The following is a 24,435-nucleotide window of genomic DNA, read 5'->3' as shown; positions in this document are numbered from 1 at the left end:
ATTATGTGATTGCGTAAAATTTATACTGCTTAAGCAGTGAAACAGGGCGTTATTAAACTATATTTCCGCCTTGGCTGGCAAGGTTTTTGACGTAAAAATAGGTTGTACCAGCACTATTTAAACAGAATGATTCTTTTATCTTTCAAATTGAAAATAGGTTTAGATAAATGCGGGCAAAAGAACAATTTCAATTCCGACCGCACTTTTTAAATATTTTTTCAATGCCCTTGTTTTTAGTGAACATCCCCCTCATTTTATTGTCTGACTGAACACTTATTCAGTCATTTATTTTTACTTGGAGAACTCTATGAAGAAAAGAAATTTTGTATTAACCGGTATCGCATTAGGTTTAAGCGTATTTGCGACCTCTTTATCTGCACAAGCGGCTATTCCGAATGAAATTGTCGAACAAGGCAGTCTTGCGCCCATGTTAGAAAAAGCGCAAGCAGCAGTCGTAACGCTTTCTGTTGAAGGCAAAGCAAAAGCAAACAGCCGTTCAGCATTGCCTGATGATATTCCAGAAGAATTTAAATTTTTCTTTGGTGATCAATTTGGTGAACAATTCGGCGGAGATCGTGGCGCATCGCGCAACTTCCGTGGTTTAGGTTCAGGTGTGATCATCAATGCAGATAAAGGCTATGTTTTAACCAATAATCACGTGGTAGATGGTGCGGATAAAATTACCGTAAAACTACAAGATGGGCGTGAATTCAAAGCAAAACTTGTTGGAAAAGACGAACAATCTGATATCGCTTTAGTACAAATCGAAAAACCAACAAACCTCACCGCAATCAAAATGGCCGACTCTGATAAATTACGTGTCGGTGATTTTACCGTTGCTATCGGTAATCCATTCGGTTTAGGTCAAACTGTAACCTCTGGTATCGTTTCAGCGCTAGGCCGCTCTACCGGTTCAGATAGTGGTACATATGAAAACTATATTCAAACTGATGCTGCAGTAAACCGTGGTAACTCTGGCGGTGCATTATTGAACTTACAAGGTGAATTAATTGGTATTAATACCGCGATTATTTCGCCAAGTGGTGGTAACGCCGGGATTGCCTTTGCGATTCCAAGTAACCAAGCCAATAACCTTGTTCAACAAATCTTAGAATTTGGTGAAGTACGCCGTGGTTTGCTCGGTATTAAGGGCGGTGAATTAAATGCCGATTTAGCAAAAGCCTTTAATGTTAGTGCACAACAAGGTGCATTTGTGAGTGAAGTTATTCCAAATTCAGCAGCAGAAAAAGCAGGCTTGAAAGCAGGTGATGTCATTACCGCAATGAATGGTCAAAAAATCTCAAGTTTCGCCGAAATGCGTGCAAAAATTGCGACCTCTGGTGCGGGTAAAGAAATTGAACTCACTTACTTACGTGATGGTAAAACTGACAACGTAAAAGTGACTTTACAAGCAGACGATGGCTCTCAAACAGCAAGTAAAACGGAACTTCCAGCATTAGACGGTGCAACTTTAAACAACTATGATGCCAAAGGTGTTAAAGGCGTGGAAATTAGTAAAGTTCAACCAAATTCAATGGCAGCACAACGCGGTTTAAAATCGGGTGATATTATCATCGGCATCAACCGCCAGCCAATTGAAAGCACGCAAGACTTACGCAAAGCATTAGATGAAAAACCATCAGCTGTTGCACTCAATATCTTACGTGGCAAAAACAACTTCTACTTATTAGTACAATAAAATAAAAAAGAGCGGTCAATTTGATCGCTCTTTTTCTTTATTCCGATACCATAAACTGCTCTCTCAATTGATGAAGCTGATCACGTACTGCGGCGGCTTTTTCAAACTCGAGATCTTGAGCAAATTTATACATTTGTTGTTCCAATTTCTTAATTTGTTGTTGGAACTCTTTGGCTGATTTAGGTGCATTGTAAAGTGCGGTCGGTTCAGCCGCAGCTTTTCCACGCTGTTTCGATTTCGCTTTTTGATTTGCACCTTGACCAATATCTAACAACTCGCCGACTTTCTTATTTAATGCCTGTGGAACAATGCCGTTCTCTTCATTGTATTTCATTTGTTTTTCACGACGGCGATTCGTTTCAGTAATGGCTTTTTCCATAGATTTAGTAATGCTATCAGCATACAAAATCGCTTTACCATTTAAGTTTCGAGCAGCACGACCGATGGTTTGGATTAAAGATCGTTCAGAACGTAAGAAACCTTCTTTATCCGCATCTAAAATCGCAACAAGAGAAACTTCTGGAATATCCAAGCCCTCACGTAACAAGTTGATACCGACCAACACATCGAATTCCCCTAAACGCAAATCACGAATAATCTCTACACGCTCAACCGTATCAATATCAGAATGGAGATAACGTACACGAATACCGTGTTCATCTAAGTAATCCGTTAAATCTTCCGCCATTTTCTTCGTTAGCGTCGTCACTAAAACACGCTCATTTTTGTCCGCTCTTTGGCGTGCTTCTGACAGTAAATCATCTACTTGAATGGATACTGGACGAATTTCAATTTGTGGATCAAGTAAGCCCGTTGGACGTACAACCTGATCGACTATTTCAGTTCCAGATTTTTCCAACTCATAAGGGCCAGGTGTCGCAGAAACATAAATCGTCTGCGGCGCTAAACGTTCAAACTCTTCAAAACGTAAGGGACGGTTATCCAATGCAGAAGGCAAACGGAAACCATATTCTACCAAGGTTTCTTTACGAGAACGGTCACCACGATACATCCCGCCAATTTGCGGCACGGTCACGTGTGATTCATCAATAATCAAAATCGCATCAGACGGCATATAATCAAATAATGTCGGAGGCGGTTCGCCCTCATTTCTGCCAGAAAGATAGCGTGAATAGTTTTCGATTCCCGAGCAATAGCCCAGCTCATTCATCATCTCAATGTCAAATTGCGTACGTTGGGTTATACGCTGCTCTTCCAGCAATTTATGTTCTTTGATGAAATATTCACGGCGTTGCACAAGCTCCACTTTAATTTTTTCAATGGCATCTAAAATACGCTCTCTTGGCGTCACATAGTGGGTTTTCGGATACACCGTAAAACGCGGAACAGCGCCAAAACTAGTACCCGTTAAAGGATCAAATAAACTTAAACGTTCAATTTCATCATCAAATAATTCAATCCGTACCGCACGATCGTCAGATTCAGCAGGGAAAATATCAATCACTTCGCCGCGAACACGGAATGTACCACGCTGAAAGGCCTGATCATTTCTTGTGTATTGTAATTCCGCCAACTTCGCTAAAATCTGACGTTGATTGATAATGGCACCTTGCTGTAAATGCAACATCATCTGCAAATAGCTATCTGGATCACCCAAACCATAAATCGCGGATACAGACGCCACTACGATAGTATCTCGACGTTCTAAGAACGACTTCGTAGCCGAAAGACGCATCTGTTCAATCTGATCATTAATAGAAGCATCTTTCTCAATAAAGGTATCACTACTCGGTACATAAGCTTCTGGCTGATAATAATCATAGTATGAGACGAAATATTCCACTGCATTTTCTGGAAAAAATGCTTTCATTTCCGCATAAAGCTGAGCGGCAAGAGTTTTATTTGGGGCAAGCAACATCGCCGGGCGATTTAATGTCGCGATGACATTTGCAATGGTAAAGGTTTTACCTGAGCCCGTTACCCCGAGAAGGGTTTGATGGGCCAAGCCATCCTCTAAATTTTCGACTAATTTTTCGATTGCTTGGGGTTGATCACCAGAAGGTTTGAAATCGGAATGAAGGATAAAAGGCTTAGTATTAATTTTCTCTGCCATAAGTGCGGTCAATTTTTTAACTGTTTTAGAAGTGTGACTATTTTAGCACATTTATCACTCCAAATTGAGCGATAAAAATCCAAGTTTTACACACACTTAGGTGTGTCAAGTCTTAAACACTTCAAAATTGAAAAATATTTTATTTTTTTTGCTGGACTTTATGTAACGTATTGATATTTAAACAAATATCAACGAATGGCTAATAGATGAACAATTTGAGACAAAGCCAGTCTGCACCAGAGGTTGACCATTTTAAACAAAAACAATCCACAAAGTTATCCACAGGCTTTGTGGATAGCAAAAACGGTGAATTTTTTTGTCATTTTTTTCATTTTGAGTATTGACAAGCGACAGGTCGCTCATTAAAATGCGCGCCTATTCTTTGTGATACCAAATTTATTCCTCCTTAGTTCAGTCGGTAGAACGGTGGACTGTTAATCCATATGTCGCAGGTTCGAGTCCCGCAGGAGGAGCCAAATTTCTCTTTTGGTTTAGCTTTCGTTTGTCTCCTTTTACGAATCCTAAATTTGTAGCCAAAAGAATTTAAGCCCATCGTGTTGATGGGCTTTATTTTTATCTAATCTATGCTGATTTAATGAATTATCACACTAATTTAATGATGACCGGTCATCCATTAAATTATCGCATTCCCAGCCAATATAGTCGCCAGAAAACTCCATGGCTAATTTTTCAAAGCGCTCTACCCACTCGAAGATCTCATTACTGTCTAATGAAAGCTCTTGCTCCAATTTCACCATAAAGTAAGGCGTTTCATCTTCTTCTGTTTGAATTGCTTGGCTAGAATATTTCAACGTATTGAAAGAGACTTTTCCAAGTGTTAGTTCATCCATAAAGGGGAACATTTTTTCTTCTTCATCAAAATGAAAAGTATGCTCAATTAAATAAGTGTCACTTAAATTACGCCCCTTACTATTCAGCATACTCAAAATCTCTTCTGTCGCATTTAATTTCATTTCTAGTGGTGAAGCCAATAAGAAATCGAAATAGGTATCCCAATTAGGATCATCCTGTACATTAATCTCAGAAACAAAATCAAGCTGTTGAAGGGTTTCTTTAAGCAAAGCATCATGTTCACAATAGAAATGCATTTTTGCCTGATGGTTGCAAATAAAATGCCCTGCAAAGAAAACATTTGGAAGTGCGGTCAATTGTGCAAGGATTTTAAAAAGACGATTAATCAATTTTTCATATTCGTCTTCATTCGGCAAACCGTCCTCATCTCCCTGATAAGGCACGGTAAATTGCACAACTTTACTAAGATGCTTACCATGATAAACATCTAAATCTTCAATATTTGCGGTAAACACGGCAGGCATGCCATTCACTTGTGAACGGTAATTCTGCCAATTTGCCATATCCATGTTGCTTTCCTATTTAAATTCTGCCCAGATTGGTGCGTGATCGGACGGTTTTTCCATTGCACGAATATCTAATGCAATGCCAACATCAACGCAACGTTCTGCTAATTGACGATTCACTAAAATATGATCGATACGTAATCCACGGTTGTCATCGAAACCTTTTGAGCGATAATCAAACCACGAGAACTTGTCATTGACTGTTGGGTTTAATTTGCGGAACGTGTCTTCCAATCCATAATCGTATAAGCGTTGATACCATTCACGCTCTTCGGGTAAGAATGAGCATTTGCCAGTACGCAACCAACGTTTGCGGTTTTCATCACCGATACCAATATCTAAATCACTTGGACTAATATTCATATCACCCATAATTAAAACCGGATTGGCTTTATCGTGATCTTGTTCTAAATAGCGTTGAAGATCCGCGTAAAATTTTTCTTTTGCTGGAAACTTAGTTTCATGTGAACGGCTTTCGCCTTGCGGGAAATAGCCATTAATTACTGTTAACAAACCAAATGGGGTTTCTAAATCCGCCATAATAATACGTTTTTGCGCATCGTCATTATCTGTTGGAAAACCACGACGCACCGCTTTAGGTTCTTGTTTGGTTAAGAGCGCTACACCATAGTGGCCTTTTTGTCCGTGATGAAAAACGTGATAACCCAGATTTTCAGTAATCGCATAAGGAAAGTCCTCATCTGCTACTTTGATTTCTTGTAAACCAATCACATCCGGTTGGTATTTTTCAATAATTGCTTCAAGTTGATGAGGGCGAGCACGTAAACCATTAATATTAAAAGAGATAAATTTCATTTTTGTTCCTAATGTGAAAAATTGGGTCTATTATACAAAATAATTGAAATCTTAACCGCACTTTTCCTCTTGTAACAGAAGAAGTTACGCCTATTAATGTGATTACGCTTCAGTTGCACTCAAATGAATTTGCTCCTTCTTTCTCATTAAAATTTTTCCTAAAAACGCACTTTATTAATAAAACTAACTTGCTTATACTGGCGGCGTTTTTATTACTTTACTCGGATCATTTTATGAATATTTATACTTACTTGTGTTTCCTCACCACAATAGCCATTCTTATCAGTTTTATCACACGCAAACTGAACGATAATATCCAATATACCATTGCCATCACCGCCACTTCTATGGCTGGCTCGCTTTTCCTGGTGTTATTGGGATATTTCGGCTGGTTTAATTTGGATGATATCGCCACTCGCGTCATTGAACGCATTGATTTTAAAGATTTCTTATTAAATGGGATTTTAGGCTTTTTACTCTTTGCCGGCGCCTTAGGCATTAAACTTCCGGTCTTGAACAATCAAAAATGGGAAATTACCACTTTCGCTCTTTTCTCAACGCTTGCCTCCACCTTTTTTATTGGTTTTCTACTTTATGGCGTTGCCTTACTTTTCGGCTGGCATATTGATTTAATTTACTGCATCTTATTTGGTGCACTCATATCGCCTGATGACCCTATTGCCGTACTTGCCATTATTAAAAACTTAAAAGCACCAAAACGCTTATCCATGCAGGTGGAAGGCGAATCACTTTTTAATGATGGGATTGGCTTGGTGATTTTCACCACTGTTTTTGCTGTCGCATTTGGCGGTCATGAACCGACAGCAAACGGTATTCTTCATTTATTTTTTAAAGAAGCCTTAGGTGGGATTGCCTTTGGATTGGTTTTAGGTCTATTCGTCCATTATCTGATTTCAGCCACTGATGATGGTTCGTTAGAAATTCTCTTAACCTTAATCGTACCTACTGCGGGCTTTATGCTGGCTAATCTCTTACACGTCTCAGGTGCATTAGCCATGGTTGTCGCGGGGATTTTAATTGGTAACTGGACAAGATACACCGGCTTTTCTCAACAAAGCCAACGCTATTTAGATCACTTTTGGGAAATGATCGATCACTTTCTCAATTCCTTACTCTTCATCTTAATCGGTTTAGCGATTTTATTGATTCATGTGTCTTGGCAAGGGTTAATCTTAATTTTTCTTGCTATTCCGGTTTGTTTAATCTGTCGCTATGCCAGTGTTTGGCTACCATTCCAAGTCATGAAACGCTACCGTAAATACAACCCTTACACGATGAAAGTGCTCACTTGGGGCGCATTACGAGGCGGATTAGCACTCGCTATGGCGCTTTCTATTCCAAGTGGCCAATTTTATATTGAAGGATTAGAAATGGATGTTCGCGATCTTATTTTAGGTATGACGTATGCGGTTGTGGCATTTTCAATTCTCGTACAAGGCATGACAATTGAAACCTTAATTCGTAAATCAAAAGAAGCCACCATGCGTGAACGTGGCTATACAGGTATCGGATTAGCGAAATAATCAATCACGTTTATATCTTTGGCTCAGCATTTGCTGAGCCTATTTTTTGAATCTGAGACATAACACCTTCACGATGCCACCACTCCCCTTCTTTAGGAAGAGTAAACACATCAAATGCCTGACCTTTAAATTCAAATTGCAATCTTGCAGCGTGTAAATAAGTGCGGTCAATATTTTCAGTGTTTTTACCATAAAGCGCATCACCTAAAATAGGGCTACCTAAGCTTTTCATCGCCACACGCAATTGATGGGTTTTACCAGTTTGTGGCTTTAAGATAAATAATCGTAAATTAGGCTCACAACTTACACTTTCAAAACGCGTAATCGCGGGATTCTCTTTCGATGGACAGAGTTTCCAGGCACCATTTCTGGCCTTTTGCATATCGCCGATAATCAATCCTTGTTTCTTTTTGGGTTTCTGATTGCTAAGGGCGAGATAAGTTTTTTGAACATGGTGTTCAGAAAAAAGTCGGAAAAATTCAGCCGCACTTTCGGCGTTCAATGCCAAAATGAGTAAACCTGATGTCACTTTATCTAACCGATGCACAAGCCAAACTTGTGGCACATCAAGCTGCTCAGCAAGTAAAGTGGTTAAACCAATTTCGCTCTGATCTTTATGCACGCTCAGTCCACAAGGCTTATAAATAATGATAAAATCATCTGTCTGATAAACAATCTCTAATTTCATAAGTACGGTCAAAAATTAATGAGTTTTGAACATATTATACTGGTTTATATTATTCCCGTGTTAATTTGGGTAGCGGTTATTTCCATCACATTACGTTTGCTCGTCAAAAAGCAAGCGGTTTCCGCGACATTATCATGGCTGATGATTATCTATCTTGTGCCACTGATTGGCGTCATTGCCTATTTGATTTTTGGTGAGATTAAACTCGGTACTCGCCGAGCCAAAGCATTTCAGTTGTTAAAACCTAAATATACGCAATGGCTTCAGCAACTTTCAGAACAAAAAGATCTGGTTACACATTCCCAAGATCCTCGTTATCATGCCTTATTTAAATTAGTCCACCAGCGTTTAGGCATTCCAAATATTCGAGGTAATGAATTACATATTCTCGATACTCCGGAAAGCATTATTCGAAGTATCATTCGTGATATTCAACAAGCTCGCCACTCCATTAATATGGTGTTCTATATTTGGAGCAATGATGGCCTGATTAATGAGGTGAAACAAGCCTTAGAAGAAGCTGTACAACGTGGGGTAAAAGTTTGTCTTTTACTCGATTCCGTTGGCAGTAATGCTTTTTTGAAAAGCCCTATTTGTAAAGAAATGCGAGAGAGAGGCATTGAAATTACTGAGGCGCTACACGTAAATTTATTCCGAATGTTCTTCAATCGAATTGATTTACGCCAACACCGTAAAATTATCGTGATTGATAACCAAATTGCTTACACAGGGAGTATGAATATGGTGGATCCGAATTTCTTCAAACAAGACAGCAACGTAGGCAATTGGATAGACGTGATGGTGCGAATCAACGGCCCTGTTTCACCAATTTTAAACAGCTTACATGCTTGGGATTGGGAAATTGAAACCATGGAAGAATTACCTCTTGTATTGCCAAATTGCCCACTTGTAGAAATTGACGATAATGACACCCACTCTGTACAAGTGATTGCAAGTGGCCCCGCATTTCCGGATGATTTAATTGCTCAATCTCTTGCGACTGTCATTTATGCGGCAAAAGAAAGTATTGTGATCACTTCACCTTACTTTGTGCCAAGTCACAATATTGCTGAAGCATTACGTATTGCCGCATTCCGAGGTGTTGATATCACGCTGATTTTACCTAAAAACAATGATTCCTTGATGGTGCGTTGGGCGAGTCGGACGTTCTTTGATGATTTACTCGAGGCCGGTGTCAAAATTTATCATTTTGAAGCAGGGCTTCTACACACTAAAAGTGTGTTAATCGATAATAAGCTTGCACTCGTTGGTACAGTAAATATGGATTTACGCAGCTTCTTACTTAATTTTGAAATCACTGTTGCTGTAGAAGATCGTAATTTTGCCAATGAAGTCGCCACACTCCATGAAAATTATTTAGCGAATTCTTCCGCGCTCAATATGCAAGAATGGATCAATCGCCCTTTCTATCATCGAATCATCGAGCGATTATTTTTCTTGTTTAGTCCACTACTCTAATTCTCATAACAAATACAAAAAGGGCGTACTATACAGTACGCCCTTCTTTTTTCACTTTTATGATTAACGTTTTTTCACGATAAACACTAAAGCGACTAAAACAACTGCTGTTGTCACAAATCCAGCTAAACCTGATTCTGTAAAGCCTACCACAATGTAACCCACAGCACTTGCTGTCGCGACAGTTGCTGCATAAGGTAATTGTGTGGTGACATGATCCATATGGTTACATTTTGCCCCAGTTGATGACAGAATCGTTGTATCTGAAACTGGTGAACAGTGATCGCCACATACCGCGCCAGCCATTACTGCAGATAAGCAAGGAAGTAATAACTCTGGAGCAGAGTTGGTTGCCATTGCTGCAGCGATTGGTAACATAATGCCAAATGTCCCCCAGCTTGTCCCGGTTGAGAATGCCATTGCAGAACCAAGGATAAATAAAATCACAGGTAAAAATTGAACTGGAATACTGCCACTCACTAAAGAGGATAAGTATTTACCGGTTTGTGCATCGCCTACCACTTTATTGATTGTCCAAGCAAAGAATAGAATTGCAATTGCACCTAACATAGATTTAATACCGGCAATCCACGCTTTTCCGTATTCTTGTAAAGAAACTTGGCGCTCAAGAATAATCAATAATGTTGACATCGCAACAGCACTTGAACCCCCAATCACAAGCGAAATACCTACGGTTGTATTTTCAAATGCACCTAAGAGGCTAAAGGGTTTTCCATCTGCCGCTAAGGCTTCACTCCCCGTATGAATCATCATGAAAACAGTGACGGTAATTAAGACTAAAATCGGTAAAATTAAGTTACGAACTTTACCTTTCACACCTTCAATAACTTCTTCTTTATAATCGCGCTCCATAGCTAATTTTTCATGACGCGCCATTGATGCAATATCAAATGAAAAATAAGCAACAAAGAACACCATTAATAATGAGAAGATCGCATAGTAGTTCATTGAGCTCATCGCAACGAATGCGCCCATTGGCGTATAAGATGTAATAGAGTAAGTCGCCAATAAACCAGCTACGAGAGTAATGATATATGCTCCCCAGCTTGATACTGGCATCATGACACACATTGGTGCAGCAGTGGAGTCAAGGATATATGCTAATTTAGCACGAGAAACTTTAAAACGATCGGTGACTGGACGAGCAATAGCACCTACAGCAAGACTGTGGAAGTAATCATCGATAAATGTCACAAACACTAAAGATGCCGCTAATAATTTCGCACCACGACGACCCTTAATTTTATTTTGTGCCCATTCAGCAAAAGCTCGGTTGCTGCCTGACACGGTTAAAAGTGCGGTCAATACGCCAAGTAAAACTAAGAAAAACACGATATTCATATTTGAATTCATGCCTTCTTCGCTACTATAAACTAATGCAATAACATTATCTTTTAAATAAATGAATGCATTCAATGGGTTGAAATCAACCAACATTAATGCGCCGACAATAATCCCTGTACTTAGGGACACCAGAACCCGACGAGTTGCAATCGCTAAAATGATCGCAAGTAATGCGGGGATAATCGAATAAATAGATGAAGAATAATCGACTAGTTCCATTAAGTTATACCTAATAATTTAATGGAGACAACGGCAAGAAAAGACACAATTATGACCAGACCAAACCGTAGCGCTCCATAGTTAATACACAAAAACTATGACAGTCACGTTCCTTTCGAAGACGTGACCAACCGAATAAGATGACGCCTATTCGATTTCGGCAATCATTCCTTTCCTTTCCCTTCAACGCTATCCACTCCAGGAAAATACTTATAATGACCGCACCTCTACTGTTGTATAGGATGGTGAGAGATTACATTAAAATGAATAAAATTACCAATAAAATCTTGAACTTTCAGTGAAATCTATTCTTTTATTAAAAATGACATATTAATTTGTTAATTCATTGTTACACAATTTTATGAGTAAACGATTGCAATAGTATAGAAAACAAGTCGCTCCATAATATGGAGTATGATGAGATCAGACCAATTAATTCTTTAAATTAGGCGAATTAATATTTACCAAATATATTATTTTCGCTATTATTGTTTTCCCTAAAATAATTAAGCATTCACACACATAAAAAAGAGGACATCATGAACGAATTAACAAAAGGTTTAACTAACCTTCGTAGTTTACGCGCCGCTGTACGCGATTTAACATTAGAACAAGCTGAAAGTTCACTTTTAAAATTACAAGCTGCTGTTGAAGAAAAACGTGCTCAAGCAGCTGAAATTGAACAAGCGGAACAAGAGCGTCGTGCGCGTATCGCAAAATATAAAGAATTAATTAAACAAGAAGGTATCACTGCGGAAGAATTAACTGCAATTATCGGTATTGCGCCTTCTTCAATTCGTAAAAAACGCGAACCTCGTCCAGCAAAATACAAATATACTGATGAAACTGGTCAAGAAAGAACATGGACTGGTCAAGGCCGCACACCTCGTGTGATTCAAAAGGCCTTAGATAAAGGTGCCTCTTTAGCTTCTTTCGAAATCTAATTTCATTATCAACTATGTAGAACCCATTTTTTATGGGTTCTCTTTTTTTATTTACCTTGCAAAATATTCATTATGTTAGAAAAGAAAATATTACTGACTGACTGTCCTGATGACAAAGGCTTAATCGCCAAAATCACCAATATTTGTTACAAACATCAATTAAATATCCTTCACAATAATGAGTTCGTTGATTTCGAAACAAAGCATTTCTTTATGCGTACCGAATTGGAAGGTATTTTCAACGAAGAAACTTTGTTAGCTGACTTAAATTATAGCTTGCCAGCTGGGACAAATTGCCGCCTAATCAGTGCTAAACGTAAACGTATCGTGATTTTAGTCACCAAAGAAGCGCACTGCTTAGGTGATATTTTAATGAAAAATTACTACGGTGCATTAGATGTAGAAATTGCGGCAGTAATTGGTAATCACGATAATTTACGCGAATTAGTTGAACGCTTTGATATTCCATTCCATTGTGTCAGCCATGAAGGCCTCACGCGTGTGGAACACGATAAATTACTTGCTGAAAAAATTGATGAATATGCGCCTGATTACATTGTATTAGCAAAATATATGCGTGTATTAAATCCAGAATTCGTGGCGCGTTATCCAAATCGTGTGATTAATATTCACCACTCATTCTTACCCGCATTTATTGGTGCCAAACCCTATCAACAAGCTTATGAGCGCGGCGTAAAAATTATTGGTGCAACAGCCCACTTTATTAATAACGAATTGGATCAAGGTCCGATCATTATGCAAAATGTGATTAATGTGGATCACACCTACTCTGCCGATGCCATGATGCGTGCAGGGCGTGATGTGGAAAAAACAGTATTAAGCCGTGCGCTTGATCTTGCCTTACATGATCGTATTTTTGTGTATAAAAACAAAACGGTGGTCTTGTAATGAAAGCTATCACCTTAGAGCCGATTTCTCGTATTGAAGGTGAAATCAACTTACCTGGTTCGAAAAGTTTATCGAACCGAGCATTATTATTAGCGGCATTAGCTAAAGGCACCACAACGGTCACTAACCTGTTAGACAGTGATGATATTCGTCATATGTTAAACGCCCTTAAAGCGTTAGGGGTGAATTACCAACTTTCTGAAGATAAAACTTGCTGTGAAGTTGAAGGCTTAGGTGGTGCATTTCAAGTTGAAAATGGCTTATCACTTTTTCTTGGCAATGCTGGTACGGCCATGCGTCCTTTGACGGCTGCACTTTGTTTAAAAGGCAAAACTGAAGGCGAAGTCATTTTGACTGGTGAGCCACGTATGAAAGAGCGCCCAATCAAACATTTGGTTGATGCGCTTCTTCAAGCGGGTGCCGATGTTCGTTATTTAGAAAATGACGGCTACCCTCCACTTGCAATTCGCAATCAAGGGATTAAAGGTGGCGTAGTTGAAATTGACGGTTCAATTTCTTCTCAATTTTTGACCGCACTTTTAATGGCTGCTCCGCTTGCTGAGGGCGATTTAGATATCCATATTGTGGGTGATTTAGTCTCAAAACCTTATATTGATATCACCCTCGCGATGATGAAAGATTTTGGTGTTTCGGTTGAAAATCAAGATTATCAAGTGTTTAAGGTGAAAGGTAACCAATCCTATGTGTCACCGGGCAAATACATGGTGGAAGGTGATGCTTCATCTGCTTCTTATTTCCTCGCCGCTGCCGCAATTAAAGGCAACGTAAAAGTGACGGGAATTAGCAAACATTCCATTCAAGGCGACCGTCTATTTGCCGATGTGCTAGAAAAAATGGGTGCAAAAATCACTTGGAGTGAAGATTTTATTCAGGCAGAACAAGCTGAGCTCCATGGCATTGATATGGATATGAACCACATTCCTGATGCAGCCATGACGATTGCCACAACTGCCTTATTTGCAAAGGGTGAAACCGTTATTCGCAATATTTATAACTGGCGTGTGAAAGAAACTGATCGCCTTGCTGCAATGGCTGCTGAGTTACGAAAAGTCGGTGCGGAAGTTGAAGAAGGTGAAGATTTTATTCGAATTCAACCGCTTGCCCTTTCTCAATTTAAACATGCCGAAATTGAGACCTATAACGATCATCGTATGGCAATGTGCTTTGCTCTAATTGCATTGTCGGATACCCCCGTCACGATTTTAGATCCAAAATGTACGGCTAAAACGTTCCCAACATTCTTCGATGAATTTGAGAAATTAAGTATTCGAAAGTAATTGCTAAAATAACAAAAGGCGAACAAATTGATGTTCGCCTTTTTCTTTTTTAAAACACCGTCAAAAATGACCGCACTTTTCAACTACTCTGCTGAAGTTGGGATTTTATGGCGAATCATCCAATAGATACTCAAAGCAAGTAAGGCACAGATTAGAATAACGAAGGATGTTGAATAGAAAATATTGCCGATACCCACTAACGGAGATACTACACCACCTAAAAAGAAAGGTGCAAAACCTAACAAAGCGGATGCACTGCCTGCATATTGGCGCTCACTTTCCATGGCTAAAGAAGAAATAGCTGGGAAAGTAATACCCATTAATAACAACATTGCAAAGAAACCGATTTCAATAAATAACCAGTAAGGCTGAATAATCAATACCGCAATGGTATAAAGTGCAGCAACCACAAAAGCAAAAACACCAATAGCTAAAGCCTGACGATTTGGCAATTTACCGCCAATATTTGCTCCAATGACTAACGCTGCCCCATTTGCACCAAAACATAAACTAAAGATAAATGCACTCAACCCATAGAAGCTTTGGAAAATAAATGGCGAAGCCGCAATATAGGCAAACATGGAACCAAGCAAGAAACTTTGAATTCCTACATAGCTCATAAATAAGCGATTTTTGATAATCACACCAAAAGTCAAAAAGGTGGAAAATATTGAACCTTGTAAGCGATTTTCGACACTTAAGCTTTCTTTTAGACGGAAGCTGAAAATCAAAACAATCACACCAATCAATGCAAGGAAAACAAATACACCTTTCCAACTGATGTATTCCAACAATAAACTACCAAGGATTGGTGAAATAATTGGCGCGAGTCCATTAATTGTCATTAATAAACCAAAGAAACGTGTCATTTCACGCCCACGATAAAGATCCGTTGCAACCGCACGAGAAATAACAACACTTCCTGCCGAAGAAAGTCCTTGAATCACACGCAAAACAATCATCGTTTCAATATTTGGTGAAAACACAATTAAAACCGTACTGATGATATAAATGACTAATGAAATAATAAGCGGTTTTTTTCGACCAAATTTATCACTGAGTGGCCCAAGAAGTAACTGTCCTAGCGCTAAACCAATCATGGCTGTGGTAAGCGTAAGCTGTGTCATTGAGGCATTCGTTTCAAAAAAGCTCGCGAGTTGTGGCAGTGAAGGTAAATAAAGATCCACTACAAATGGTCCAAATGCAGAAAGGACGCCGAGTAATAAAACAAGAAAAAGTTTTGAATTTGCTTTCGCCATGAAAATCCTCAAGAAAAATAAAAATCGAAATAAAAATGAAAGGGCAGATTTTAACCTATATCCGTACAATTAATAAACAAAAAAGCACCGATTATTCGGTGCTTTTGCTCATTACTTCTGAATAGAAGATAAAAATTCTTTGCGAGTTTCGCGATCTTCTAAAAAGACCCCGCCATAGGCTGATGTCACAGTATAACTGTGGGTATCTTTTACCCCGCGAGCTTTCACACAGAAATGTGTCGCTTTCACATAAACTGCCACATCATCGGTTTCTAAAATGGTTTGAAATGCCGTTAAAAGCTGTTCGGTTAAACGCTCTTGCACTTGCGGACGCTGCGCAAAAAACGCCACAATGCGATTGATTTTAGACAAGCCAATCACCCAATCTTTGGGATAATATGCCATAGCAACATTGCCATCAATTGTCACAAAATGGTGTTCGCAAGTACTGGTTAAGGTGATGTCATTCACTTGCACCATTTCGCTCACTTTCATTTGGTTTTTGATTTTTGTCATTTTCGGGAAATTGGCATAATCCATTCCACTGAAAATTTCATCAATAAACATTTTGGCTAAGCGATTTGGTGTTTCTTCTAGGCTATCATCACGTAGATCTAACCCAATCAATTTCATCACTTCACGCATATGCGAAGCTATCGCCTCACGGCGCTCATCTTTACATTGAGTCGGATCAATCATTGGGGTTTCGATGCCTTTGGCTACCAAGGCTCGGCGGACATTTTCCGCATCAGGTGAAATCGCGTTCATTCACTTTCCATTTATAAAAAAATAATGCGGCATTTTAGCAAAAGATGAATTATTCGTAAAATGCGAAAAATCACCCTAATTTATTAATTTCCTTCATATTGTATTTCGGGCTACAATATATCCACTTTTATTTCGCTCAACCCAAAGGATTGATTATGTTGCCACTTGAAGATGCCTTGGCGCAAATGCTCCACCAACTTCCCTTCCCTACAAAAACTGAAACACTGGCTTTAACTGAAGCCGCTGATCGTGTCTGTGCGGAAGATGTGATTTCTCCGATTAACGTACCATCTTTTGATAACTCTGCGATGGATGGTTATGCAGTTCGTTTAGCCGATTTACAGCAATCCATGACGCTTTCTGTTGCGGGAAAATCCTTTGCGGGTAATCCGTTTCAAGGGGAATGGGGAGCACAAAGTGCGGTCAGAATTATGACGGGTGCAATGATTCCTGAAGGTGCCGATGCGGTGGTTATGCAAGAAGAGGTCACCGTCAATGAAGATGGTACAGTTACCTTTTCTGCCTTACCTAAAGCCAATCAGAATATTCGCCGTATTGGTGAAGATGTAAAAAAAGGTGATGTGGTATTACATCAAGGCGATGAGTTAAATGCCGTATCTTTACCTTTACTTGCTTCATTAGGCATCGATGAAGTTAAAGCTTACCCACGATTAAAAGTGGCCGTGCTTTCAACCGGTGACGAATTAGTCCCTGTCGGTCAACCGTTACAAGCAGGACAAATTTACGATACCAACCGTTTCACCGTGAAATTAATGCTAGAAAAATTAAATTGTGATGTACTCGATTTCGGTATTCTACCGGATAACCAAGCAGAATTTGAAGCCGCTTTTGTGAAAGCACAAGCTCAAGCTGATCTGGTTATCACAAGCGGTGGCGTTTCGGTGGGTGAAGCTGACTTCACGAAAACTGTGTTAGAAAAAGTCGGTCAGGTGAATTTCTGGAAAATTGCGATGAAACCCGGCAAACCATTTGCATTTGGTAAATTAGAAAATGCTTGGTTCTGCGGTTTACCTGGCAATCCGGTTTCTGCATTAGTGACATTCTATCAATTGGTTCAACCGGCTATTGCCAAATTAAGCGGTAAAAAACACCCGAAAAAACAACCGCACTTCCAAGCGATTGCCCAAACCAATTTGAAAAAATCACCAGGACGTTTAGATTTCCAACGTGGTTTCTATCAAATTAATGAAAATGGTCAACTTGAAGTGCAACCAGTGGGTTTCCAAGGTTCACATTTATTCAGTTCTTTTGTGAAAAGTAACTGTTTTATTCGCCTCGAAAAAGATCGCGGCAATGTCGCTGCGGGCGAAATCGTCACCATTGAACCGTTTAATCACCTATTGGGGCAATAATGGCTGAATTAAGCTACGAAGAAGAACTGCGTTATAACCGCCAAATCATCTTAAAAGCGGTTGATTTTGACGGACAAGAAAAGCTGAAAGACAGCCGAATGTTAATTGTCGGTCTGGGTGGTTTAGGCTGTGCGGCAAGTCAATATCTTGCAGCAGCTGGCGTGGGTCATTTAACTTTATTGGATTTTGACACCGTATCGCTTTCTAATTTGCAACGTCAGGTATTACATACCGATAGCCGATTAAATATGCCTAAAGTGGAATCGGCAAAAATTGCGTTACAACAGATTAATCCTCATGTCGAAATTGAAACCATCAATGCACAACTTTCCGAAGAAAAACTCGCGGAAATCATACCGCACTTTGATGTGATATTAGATTGTACCGATAACGTGGATATTCGTAATGCGCTCGATCGTGGTTGTGAGAAAGCGAAGATCCCGCTAATTTCAGGTGCGGCGATTCGTTTAGAAGGGCAAGTATCCGTCTTTACTTACGAACCCAATACTCCAACCTATCGCCAACTTAGCCAACTTTTTGGGCAAAATGTTTTAAGTTGTGTAGAAGCAGGCGTACTGGCGCCAATTGTGGGTGTTGTTGGCTCTATTCAAGCCTTAGAAGCCATCAAAGTGCGGTTAAAAATCGGTTCAAATTTATGTGGACGTTTATTGTTAATCGATGGATTAACCATGCGTGTCCGAGAAATGAAATTGCCCGTTTAAGTTTTCTCTTAACATTTAGGCAGACAGAAAGTTTGTCTAAACAAATCATTATTATGACTTAGTATTAAAACAACGTATGGGTAATATTATCTTTGAATGTTTTTTCCGTTTATTTTTTGAAGGGTTATTTGAATTTCTATTCAATAAATATTCCAAATTAAGTTGGGGATTATGGTGTACATTTTCCCTACTATTTGGTTTCTATTTCTTTGCTTTCCTTAATATGGACAAATCTGCTTGGGTAATTTGTTTATTAGCTATTCTAGCTGGTGGACTTACGATGCTTATTACCCTAGCCTTCGTTTTTTTAATTGAAAAATTGATATTGAGGAAAAAATAAGTGCTATAGATTGACTTTATTCTCTCATATTAAAACTCAAAATTACCCACAAATAATTATCCATCCCCTCGTGCATTACCCAAAAACAAATGCTATTATCTTGCTCGACAATTCATTTGTCTTATATCGCAAGTTTTGTGTATAGGAAAATGGCAGACACTTCAAAAATCTCTTCATTTTATACCACACTTGCAAATTATCATTTCATCAGTTTAAGGATTAACTCTCTCATGAAAGAGATTTTGCAACAATTTAAACAAAATTATTTGATTAAATACTGGAATCCTGTCGCGGCAGTCATTGCAGCGGGGCTTATTTCAGCTTATTACTTTGGGGTAACCGGCACTTATTGGGCGGTTACGGGGGAATTTACACGTTGGGGCGGTCATGCTTTGCAAGCTCTAGGTGTCGATGTGTCTGACTGGAGCTACTATAAAATTATCGGCATGCAAGGCACGATCTTCACCCGTATTGATGGCGTGATGATTTTAGGTATGTTCGCGGGTTGCATTTCGGCTGCACTTTGGGCAAACAACGTAAAATGGCGTAATCAACCGCACAAACGTCGTATTATTCAAGCCCTCATTGGTGGTGCATTAGCCGGTTTTGGTGCTCGTTTAGCTATGGGGTGTAACCTTGCCTCTCTCTTCACGGGTATTCCTCAATTTTCTGTTCACGCTTGGTTCTTCACTATTGCCACTGCCATTGGTACTTATGCTGGGGTAAAAGTCACCTTACTTCCGATGTTTCGCGTGAAATTAGAATTGAAAAAAGGCGCGGCAAAATTACAAGAAACCGATCCAAAACAAGCGAATCGTCGTTTTTGGATTGGTATGGTGGTCTTTTTTGCTTACCTGATTGCTTCACTTTATGTGATGACAAACTCCATCAAACTTGGTTTTGCGATGCTTTGTGGGTTAGCTTTCGGCTTATTAATTGAACGTGCTCAAATCTGCTTTACATCTGCTTTCCGTGATTTATGGGTAACGGGCCGTGCTTATATGGCAAAAGCCATCATTTTCGGTATTATCGTGGGTACGCTTGGCGTATTCAGCTACATTCAATTAGGCGTACCTGCAAAAATCATGTGGGCGGGTCCAAATGCAATTATTGGTGGTTTATTATTTGGCTTCGGTATTGTGTTAGCCGGCGGATGTGAAACCGGTTGGATGTATCGTTCAATGGAAGGTCAAGTTCACTTTATGTGGGTAGGCGTGGGTAATGTTGTTGGTTCAACCTATTTAGCCTACGCATGGGACGATCTTGCCCCTGTGCTTGCGTTAGATTACGAAAAACTTAACTTATTGAAATCCTTTGGCCCTGTTGGCGGTTTATTAGTGAATTACGGCTTGCTTATTCTCTGCTTAATCGCTGTCGTTTGGTGGGAACGCCACTTCTTGAAAAAAGCCAAAGCAAAAATTGCGGCAGTGAATCCACAAGCTTGTGGCTGCTAATTAAATATTAACGAATTCATTCCAAAAAAGAGGACATTATTATGGCATTTACTGTTGTTCAAAAATTAGATAAAGATCCAAAAGACATCACCCCAGATTACACGTTAGATACGCTAGGTGAACCTTGCCCGTATCCAGCAATCGTGATGCTCGAAACCATGCCACAATTACAAAAAGGCGAAATTTTAGAGCTATTAAGTGACTGCGCCCAATCCATCAACAACATTCCTGTTGATACTAAAAATCACGGTTACACACTATTAAGCGTAGAACAAGATGGCACTAAATTACGCTATTTGATTCAACGTTAATGTAAAAAGTGCGGTCAAAATTGACCGCACTTTTATATTTAATAGAAAGAAAAATCGAGAAATAAACGAAAGTTGTAATACCCAATACTTACTTCCAAGGTTTTGCATCAGGTTTGCTATGTTTTTTTCGCCATTGGATACATATTGGACTATCCCACATTAGTCTTTCTTCACAAACTGGACCGCCTTCTAGATACCAACCTTTTTTCTCTAAACAAAGATTCACTTCTGGATTAACACTTTCACCGGTAACAAAATCCATACCACAATCCGACATATCTTTTTTTCTTCTATCAAGAAATTTAGTTAAAACATCAGGATCTGAATCAGGAAATAATGTATCTGCATTATGTAAGCGCCAATGATCATGTGGTGGTGGAGGCTGAAATCCTCCAAAAGAACAACCAAACAAAGTTAGAGATAATAATAGTGGTAATGTAAATCTCATCTTATCGTTTCCTCGCCTATTTTGATTTTAGAAAGTTAGTGTATCACTTCTTAAAGTTAGGTTATTTAATCATATAAGCACTAAAAAACATATAAAAAAACCGCACTTTAATCTCTCAAAGTGCGGTCAGTTTTACTTCAGTTTTTTGCTTATTTGTTTAATGCAGTAAGAATGTCATCAACACGTTCTTTTGCATCACCAAAGAGCATTTGAGTGTTTTCTTTGAAGAATAATGGGTTTTGAACGCCTGCGTAACCTACCGCCATCGAGCGTTTGAATACGATAACGTTTTGAGCTTTCCATACTTCTAACACCGGCATACCTGCGATTGGGCTGTTTGGATCTTCCATCGCCGCTGGGTTTACAGTGTCGTTTGCACCGATAACCAATACCACATCAGTATCCGCAAAATCATCATTGATTTCATCCATTTCAAGCACGATGTCATAAGGCACTTTCGCTTCCGCTAAAAGTACATTCATATGACCCGGTAAACGACCTGCAACAGGATGAATACCAAAACGCACGTTAATGCCACGTTCACGCAATTTCGCCGTAATTTCAGCCACTGGATATTGCGCTTGTGCTACTGCCATACCATATCCTGGTGTGATAATCACAGAGCTTGCATTTTTGAGTAATTCAGCCACTTCTTCTGCAGTTGTTTCACGGTGTTCACCTTGTTCTTCATCAGAAGACACTTGAACATCATTACCAAAACCACCTGCGATAACACTGATAAATGAGCGGTTCATCGCTTTACACATAATGTAAGAAAGAATCGCACCAGAAGAACCCACTAATGCACCGGTAACGATAAGCAAGTCATTGCTTAGCATGAAACCTGCTGCAGCCGCTGCCCAACCAGAATAAGAGTTAAGCATTGAAACCACAACCGGCATATCCGCACCACCGATAGATGCCACTAAGTGCCAGCCGAATGCAAGTGCAATCACGGTCATGAGTAACACTGGGAAGATATTATCTGGGTTGTTTAAGAATGCCACCATCAAGAAAGCTGAAACCACTAATGCCGCTAAATTTAATTTATGGCGATGTGGCAACATTAACGCTTTTGAATTGATTTTGCCGCTTAATTTACCGAATGCTACGATAGAACCCGTGAATGTTACCGCACCGATGAAGATCCCTAAGAATACTTCAACGTTATGGATATTCATTAACACAGGATCAGTTTCGTGTGTTAAGCCGTAGCTGTTAAAGCCTACGAGCACTGCTGCTAAACCTACAAAGCTGTGAAGGATCGCAACGAGTTCAGGCATTTCAGTCATTTCAACTTTTAATGCACGTTGAACACCGATCACGCCACCGATGATCATCGCAATGATGATCCATAATGTGCCTTCAGATTGCGGGCCGAAAATGGTTGCAACAAGGGCAATTGTCATACCGACAATACCATACCAACAACCAGCTTTTGCCGTTTCATGTTTAGAAAGACCGGCTAAGCTCATAATGAAAAGTAATGCAGCGATAATATAGGCTGCTTGTACTAAACCTTCAGACATCGTCTTCTCCTTAACCTTTTCTAAACATCGCCAACATACGTTGAGTTACACGGAAACCACCAAAGATGTTGATGCTTGCCACCAAGATTGCCACAAAGGCTAATGCATCAATAAAGAAGTTGCCTGTTGGTTGTCTAATTTGCAGTAATGCACCCACAATGATGATACCTGAAATCGCATTGGTTACCGCCATAAGTGGGGTGTGTAAAGCGTGGCTGACGTTCCAAACCACGTAGTAACCGACTACACAAGCCAATACGAATACGGTGAAGTGAGAAAGGAATGCCGCTGGTGCCACAGACGCAAGCCAGAGGAATAATACACCTACACCCGCCATCACACCGTATTTGATGCGAGGATCAGCCGGTTTTTCTTCCTCTTTTTTAACCGCACTTTGTGCCGCTTTCGCTTCTTGTTTTGGTTGTGCTGATACTTGGATTTGCGCTGGTGGAATTTCTTCCCCATCACGTACTACGGTCACACCACGTAATACCACATCGTCAAAATCAATATTGATCTTACCGTCTTTTTCTTTACAAAGTAGTTTTAATAAATTAACTAAGTTTGTACCGTAAAGTTGGGAAGATTGCGTTGGTAAACGACTTGGAAAATCGGTATAACCAATGATTTTCACTTGGTTTTCAGTAGTGACGACTTTACCTGCTTCAGTGTAAGCACAGTTACCGCCTGTTGCAGCCGCTAAGTCCACCACCACAGAACCTGGTTTCATGGAATCAACCATTTCTTTTGTGATTAAGCGTGGGGCTGGTTTACCTGGAATCGCCGCAGTGGTAATAATGATATCCACTTCTTTTGCTTGTTCAGCATAAAGCTCCATCGCGCGACGGTTAAATTCTTCTGACATCACTTTCGCGTAACCATCGCCGCTACCGCCTTCTTCTTTGAAATCAATTTCTAAGAAAGACGCTCCCATACTTTGTACTTGTTCTTTTACTTCAGGACGAGAGTCAAAAGCTCGTACAATCGCACCAAGGCTATTAGCCGCACCAATCGCGGCAAGACCTGCTACACCTGCACCAATGACTAACACTTTTGCCGGTGGCACTTTACCTGCTGCAGTAATTTGTCCAGTGAAGAAACTACCAAACTCATGAGCTGCTTCAATCACCGCACGATAACCAGAAATATTCGCCATAGAGCTTAATGCGTCAAGCGCTTGCGCACGGGAAATACGTGGCACAGAATCCATCGCTAATACATTAATTTTTTTCGACGTGAGTTTTTTCATTAAATCCGGATTTTGTGCGCGCCAAATGAAGCTCACAAGTGTTGCACCTTCCTTCATTTGATCAATTTCTGCATCCGTTGGTGGATTCACTTTAAAAATCACATCCGAATGCCACACTTCTGAACTTGAGCCAATTTTTGCGCCGGCGTCGATAAATGCTTGGTCTTCAAAACTTGCTTTGAATCCCGCATCGTGTTCTACGATGACGTCAAAGCCCAGTTTTAAGATCTGCTGAACCGTTTTTGGCGTTGCCGCCACACGATTTTCGCTCTCAAGCAGTTCTCTAGGTACACCAATTAACATAAATGTTTCCCTCTGGTTGATGAAATTTCAGACAAACTCACGCCTGTCCCTGTCTCTTAAATGACAAAAAGTCATGCAACGATAAATGTATCACTTATTGCGATTGTTTGGGGAAATTTTTTAACTGGTTTTACAAGATATTGTGATAGGGATCACAAAAGTGTGGATATGAAAATATCGTATGCAGAATTGCTCACTTAACCCAATGATTATTCCTGAGAAAGCGATGAATTAAAATAACGGAAAAACTGACCGCACTTAAATA

General features: G+C 39.7%; 20 protein-coding genes, 1 tRNA gene and 1 riboswitch. Of the genes, 11 read left to right on the top strand and 10 right to left on the bottom strand.

What is annotated here, in order from left to right; translation table 11 throughout:
* Positions 1 to 307 precede the first annotated feature (307 nt).
* The gene (locus tag O3746_RS07690; RefSeq protein WP_197560390.1) at positions 308 to 1,699 is read left to right on the top strand and encodes a DegQ family serine endoprotease; all 1,392 of its coding nucleotides are present in this window, start codon (positions 308 to 310) and stop codon (positions 1,697 to 1,699) included.
* A gap of 37 nt (positions 1,700 to 1,736) precedes the next feature.
* On the opposite strand, the gene uvrB is transcribed toward O3746_RS07690, so the two are convergent.
* Positions 1,737 to 3,773: an excinuclease ABC subunit UvrB gene (gene uvrB, locus O3746_RS07685; RefSeq protein ID WP_371448460.1), complete on the bottom strand. Its 2,037-nt coding sequence runs from the start codon at positions 3,771 to 3,773 to the stop codon at positions 1,737 to 1,739.
* A gap of 400 nt (positions 3,774 to 4,173) precedes the next feature.
* Between uvrB and O3746_RS07680 the strand changes: the two genes are divergently transcribed.
* Positions 4,174 to 4,249, top strand: a tRNA-Asn gene (locus O3746_RS07680).
* A gap of 132 nt (positions 4,250 to 4,381) precedes the next feature.
* Here the strand turns inward: O3746_RS07680 and O3746_RS07675 are convergent.
* Positions 4,382 to 5,155, bottom strand: coding sequence for a TIGR01619 family protein (locus tag O3746_RS07675; protein WP_070583134.1), 774 nt, complete (start codon positions 5,153 to 5,155; stop codon positions 4,382 to 4,384).
* A 9-nt stretch (positions 5,156 to 5,164) separates the two neighbouring features.
* On the bottom strand, positions 5,165 to 5,968 hold the full coding sequence (gene xthA, locus O3746_RS07670) for an exodeoxyribonuclease III (RefSeq protein ID WP_070590808.1): 804 nt from the start codon (positions 5,966 to 5,968) through the stop codon (positions 5,165 to 5,167).
* A gap of 233 nt (positions 5,969 to 6,201) precedes the next feature.
* Here xthA and O3746_RS07665 point away from each other — a divergent pair, with 233 nt between their 5' ends.
* Positions 6,202 to 7,512, top strand: a complete 1,311-nt coding sequence (locus tag O3746_RS07665) for a sodium:proton antiporter (RefSeq protein ID WP_070590810.1) — start codon at positions 6,202 to 6,204, stop codon at positions 7,510 to 7,512.
* 10 nt (positions 7,513 to 7,522) lie between these two features.
* Here O3746_RS07665 and O3746_RS07660 read toward each other — a convergent pair whose 3' ends face one another.
* The gene (locus tag O3746_RS07660) at positions 7,523 to 8,200 is read right to left on the bottom strand and encodes a TIGR01621 family pseudouridine synthase (protein ID WP_290991800.1); all 678 of its coding nucleotides are present in this window, start codon (positions 8,198 to 8,200) and stop codon (positions 7,523 to 7,525) included.
* An 18-nt stretch (positions 8,201 to 8,218) separates the two neighbouring features.
* Between O3746_RS07660 and cls the strand changes: the two genes are divergently transcribed.
* A complete protein-coding gene (gene cls, locus O3746_RS07655; RefSeq protein ID WP_295651537.1) occupies positions 8,219 to 9,679 on the top strand; it encodes a cardiolipin synthase in 1,461 nt (486 codons plus the stop codon).
* Between the two features lie 63 nt (positions 9,680 to 9,742).
* Here the strand turns inward: cls and O3746_RS07650 are convergent, their stop codons facing one another.
* On the bottom strand, positions 9,743 to 11,263 hold the full coding sequence (locus O3746_RS07650) for a Na+/H+ antiporter NhaC family protein (protein ID WP_371448456.1): 1,521 nt from the start codon (positions 11,261 to 11,263) through the stop codon (positions 9,743 to 9,745).
* A gap of 60 nt (positions 11,264 to 11,323) precedes the next feature.
* Positions 11,324 to 11,501: riboswitch (Lysine riboswitch) on the bottom strand.
* A gap of 301 nt (positions 11,502 to 11,802) precedes the next feature.
* On the opposite strand from O3746_RS07650, the gene O3746_RS07645 reads away from it, so the two are divergent.
* The 3 genes from O3746_RS07645 (at position 11,803) to aroA (ending at position 14,414) form a co-directional block, all read left to right on the top strand.
* Positions 11,803 to 12,207, top strand: coding sequence for an H-NS family nucleoid-associated regulatory protein (locus tag O3746_RS07645; protein WP_049365820.1), 405 nt, complete (start codon positions 11,803 to 11,805; stop codon positions 12,205 to 12,207).
* Positions 12,208 to 12,279: 72 nt separating this feature from the next.
* Positions 12,280 to 13,116 carry a formyltetrahydrofolate deformylase gene (gene purU, locus O3746_RS07640; protein ID WP_049365819.1) on the top strand — a complete coding sequence of 279 codons (837 nt, stop codon included), beginning with the start codon at positions 12,280 to 12,282 and terminating at the stop codon, positions 13,114 to 13,116.
* Entirely contained in the window at positions 13,116 to 14,414 is a 1,299-nt protein-coding gene (gene aroA, locus O3746_RS07635) for a 3-phosphoshikimate 1-carboxyvinyltransferase (RefSeq protein ID WP_295673440.1), read from the top strand. Before purU ends, aroA begins: the two co-directional genes overlap by 1 nt.
* An 83-nt stretch (positions 14,415 to 14,497) precedes the next feature.
* Here the strand turns inward: aroA and O3746_RS07630 are convergent, their stop codons facing one another.
* Positions 14,498 to 15,673 (bottom strand): multidrug effflux MFS transporter, encoded by a 1,176-nt coding sequence (locus O3746_RS07630; protein WP_049368838.1) that lies wholly within the window; start codon positions 15,671 to 15,673, stop codon positions 14,498 to 14,500.
* 111 nt (positions 15,674 to 15,784) lie between these two features.
* The gene (folE, locus tag O3746_RS07625) at positions 15,785 to 16,441 is read right to left on the bottom strand and encodes a GTP cyclohydrolase I FolE (RefSeq protein WP_070583141.1); all 657 of its coding nucleotides are present in this window, start codon (positions 16,439 to 16,441) and stop codon (positions 15,785 to 15,787) included.
* Between the two features lie 155 nt (positions 16,442 to 16,596).
* Between folE and moeA the strand changes: the two genes are divergently transcribed.
* The 4 genes from moeA to yedF all read left to right on the top strand — a co-directional run bounded on the left by moeA (position 16,597) and on the right by yedF (position 20,641).
* Entirely contained in the window at positions 16,597 to 17,814 is a 1,218-nt protein-coding gene (moeA, locus tag O3746_RS07620; RefSeq protein WP_371448451.1) for a molybdopterin molybdotransferase MoeA, read from the top strand.
* Positions 17,814 to 18,536 carry a molybdopterin-synthase adenylyltransferase MoeB gene (gene moeB, locus O3746_RS07615; protein ID WP_070583143.1) on the top strand — a complete coding sequence of 241 codons (723 nt, stop codon included), beginning with the start codon at positions 17,814 to 17,816 and terminating at the stop codon, positions 18,534 to 18,536. The genes moeA and moeB overlap by 1 nt, the downstream gene beginning before the upstream one ends.
* Positions 18,537 to 19,106: 570 nt before the next feature.
* Positions 19,107 to 20,330, top strand: coding sequence for a selenium metabolism membrane protein YedE/FdhT (gene yedE / locus O3746_RS07610; RefSeq protein WP_371448448.1), 1,224 nt, complete (start codon positions 19,107 to 19,109; stop codon positions 20,328 to 20,330).
* A 41-nt stretch (positions 20,331 to 20,371) separates the two neighbouring features.
* Positions 20,372 to 20,641, top strand: coding sequence for a sulfurtransferase-like selenium metabolism protein YedF (gene yedF / locus O3746_RS07605; protein WP_005696304.1), 270 nt, complete (start codon positions 20,372 to 20,374; stop codon positions 20,639 to 20,641).
* Between the two features lie 88 nt (positions 20,642 to 20,729).
* Here the strand turns inward: yedF and O3746_RS07600 are convergent, their stop codons facing one another.
* The 3 genes from O3746_RS07600 to pntA all read right to left on the bottom strand — a co-directional run bounded on the left by O3746_RS07600 (position 20,730) and on the right by pntA (position 24,170).
* A complete protein-coding gene (locus O3746_RS07600) occupies positions 20,730 to 21,089 on the bottom strand; it encodes a hypothetical protein (protein ID WP_197559339.1) in 360 nt (119 codons plus the stop codon).
* A 149-nt stretch (positions 21,090 to 21,238) separates the two neighbouring features.
* On the bottom strand, positions 21,239 to 22,618 hold the full coding sequence (gene pntB / locus O3746_RS07595) for a Re/Si-specific NAD(P)(+) transhydrogenase subunit beta (protein ID WP_197559338.1): 1,380 nt from the start codon (positions 22,616 to 22,618) through the stop codon (positions 21,239 to 21,241).
* A gap of 10 nt (positions 22,619 to 22,628) precedes the next feature.
* Positions 22,629 to 24,170, bottom strand: coding sequence for a Re/Si-specific NAD(P)(+) transhydrogenase subunit alpha (gene pntA / locus O3746_RS07590; protein WP_193451674.1), 1,542 nt, complete (start codon positions 24,168 to 24,170; stop codon positions 22,629 to 22,631).
* Positions 24,171 to 24,435: the final 265 nt, after the last annotated feature.

The sequence above is a fragment of the Haemophilus sp. 27098_8_127 genome (assembly GCF_041433495.1).
Lineage (GTDB): Bacteria > Pseudomonadota > Gammaproteobacteria > Enterobacterales > Pasteurellaceae > Haemophilus_D.
This window is presented reverse-complemented; position numbering and strand designations above follow the sequence as displayed.

What these genes read in the sequence shown, in the direction of transcription:
- yedE (WP_371448448.1), top strand. Translation starts at nt 19,107, where the DNA reads ATGAAAGAGATTTTGCAACAATTTAAACAAAATTATTTGATTAAATAC.
- pntA (WP_193451674.1), bottom strand. Translation starts at nt 24,170, where the DNA reads ATGTTAATTGGTGTACCTAGAGAACTGCTTGAGAGCGAAAATCGTGTG.
- cls (WP_295651537.1), top strand. Translation starts at nt 8,219, where the DNA reads ATGAGTTTTGAACATATTATACTGGTTTATATTATTCCCGTGTTAATT.
- O3746_RS07630 (WP_049368838.1), bottom strand. Translation starts at nt 15,673, where the DNA reads ATGGCGAAAGCAAATTCAAAACTTTTTCTTGTTTTATTACTCGGCGTC.
- moeB (WP_070583143.1), top strand. Translation starts at nt 17,814, where the DNA reads ATGGCTGAATTAAGCTACGAAGAAGAACTGCGTTATAACCGCCAAATC.
- O3746_RS07675 (WP_070583134.1), bottom strand. Translation starts at nt 5,155, where the DNA reads ATGGATATGGCAAATTGGCAGAATTACCGTTCACAAGTGAATGGCATG.
- O3746_RS07645 (WP_049365820.1), top strand. Translation starts at nt 11,803, where the DNA reads ATGAACGAATTAACAAAAGGTTTAACTAACCTTCGTAGTTTACGCGCC.
- purU (WP_049365819.1), top strand. Translation starts at nt 12,280, where the DNA reads ATGTTAGAAAAGAAAATATTACTGACTGACTGTCCTGATGACAAAGGC.
- O3746_RS07660 (WP_290991800.1), bottom strand. Translation starts at nt 8,200, where the DNA reads ATGAAATTAGAGATTGTTTATCAGACAGATGATTTTATCATTATTTAT.
- pntB (WP_197559338.1), bottom strand. Translation starts at nt 22,618, where the DNA reads ATGTCTGAAGGTTTAGTACAAGCAGCCTATATTATCGCTGCATTACTT.
- O3746_RS07600 (WP_197559339.1), bottom strand. Translation starts at nt 21,089, where the DNA reads ATGAGATTTACATTACCACTATTATTATCTCTAACTTTGTTTGGTTGT.
- xthA (WP_070590808.1), bottom strand. Translation starts at nt 5,968, where the DNA reads ATGAAATTTATCTCTTTTAATATTAATGGTTTACGTGCTCGCCCTCAT.
- aroA (WP_295673440.1), top strand. Translation starts at nt 13,116, where the DNA reads ATGAAAGCTATCACCTTAGAGCCGATTTCTCGTATTGAAGGTGAAATC.
- moeA (WP_371448451.1), top strand. Translation starts at nt 16,597, where the DNA reads ATGTTGCCACTTGAAGATGCCTTGGCGCAAATGCTCCACCAACTTCCC.
- O3746_RS07650 (WP_371448456.1), bottom strand. Translation starts at nt 11,263, where the DNA reads ATGGAACTAGTCGATTATTCTTCATCTATTTATTCGATTATCCCCGCA.
- yedF (WP_005696304.1), top strand. Translation starts at nt 20,372, where the DNA reads ATGGCATTTACTGTTGTTCAAAAATTAGATAAAGATCCAAAAGACATC.
- O3746_RS07690 (WP_197560390.1), top strand. Translation starts at nt 308, where the DNA reads ATGAAGAAAAGAAATTTTGTATTAACCGGTATCGCATTAGGTTTAAGC.
- folE (WP_070583141.1), bottom strand. Translation starts at nt 16,441, where the DNA reads ATGAACGCGATTTCACCTGATGCGGAAAATGTCCGCCGAGCCTTGGTA.
- uvrB (WP_371448460.1), bottom strand. Translation starts at nt 3,773, where the DNA reads ATGGCAGAGAAAATTAATACTAAGCCTTTTATCCTTCATTCCGATTTC.
- O3746_RS07665 (WP_070590810.1), top strand. Translation starts at nt 6,202, where the DNA reads ATGAATATTTATACTTACTTGTGTTTCCTCACCACAATAGCCATTCTT.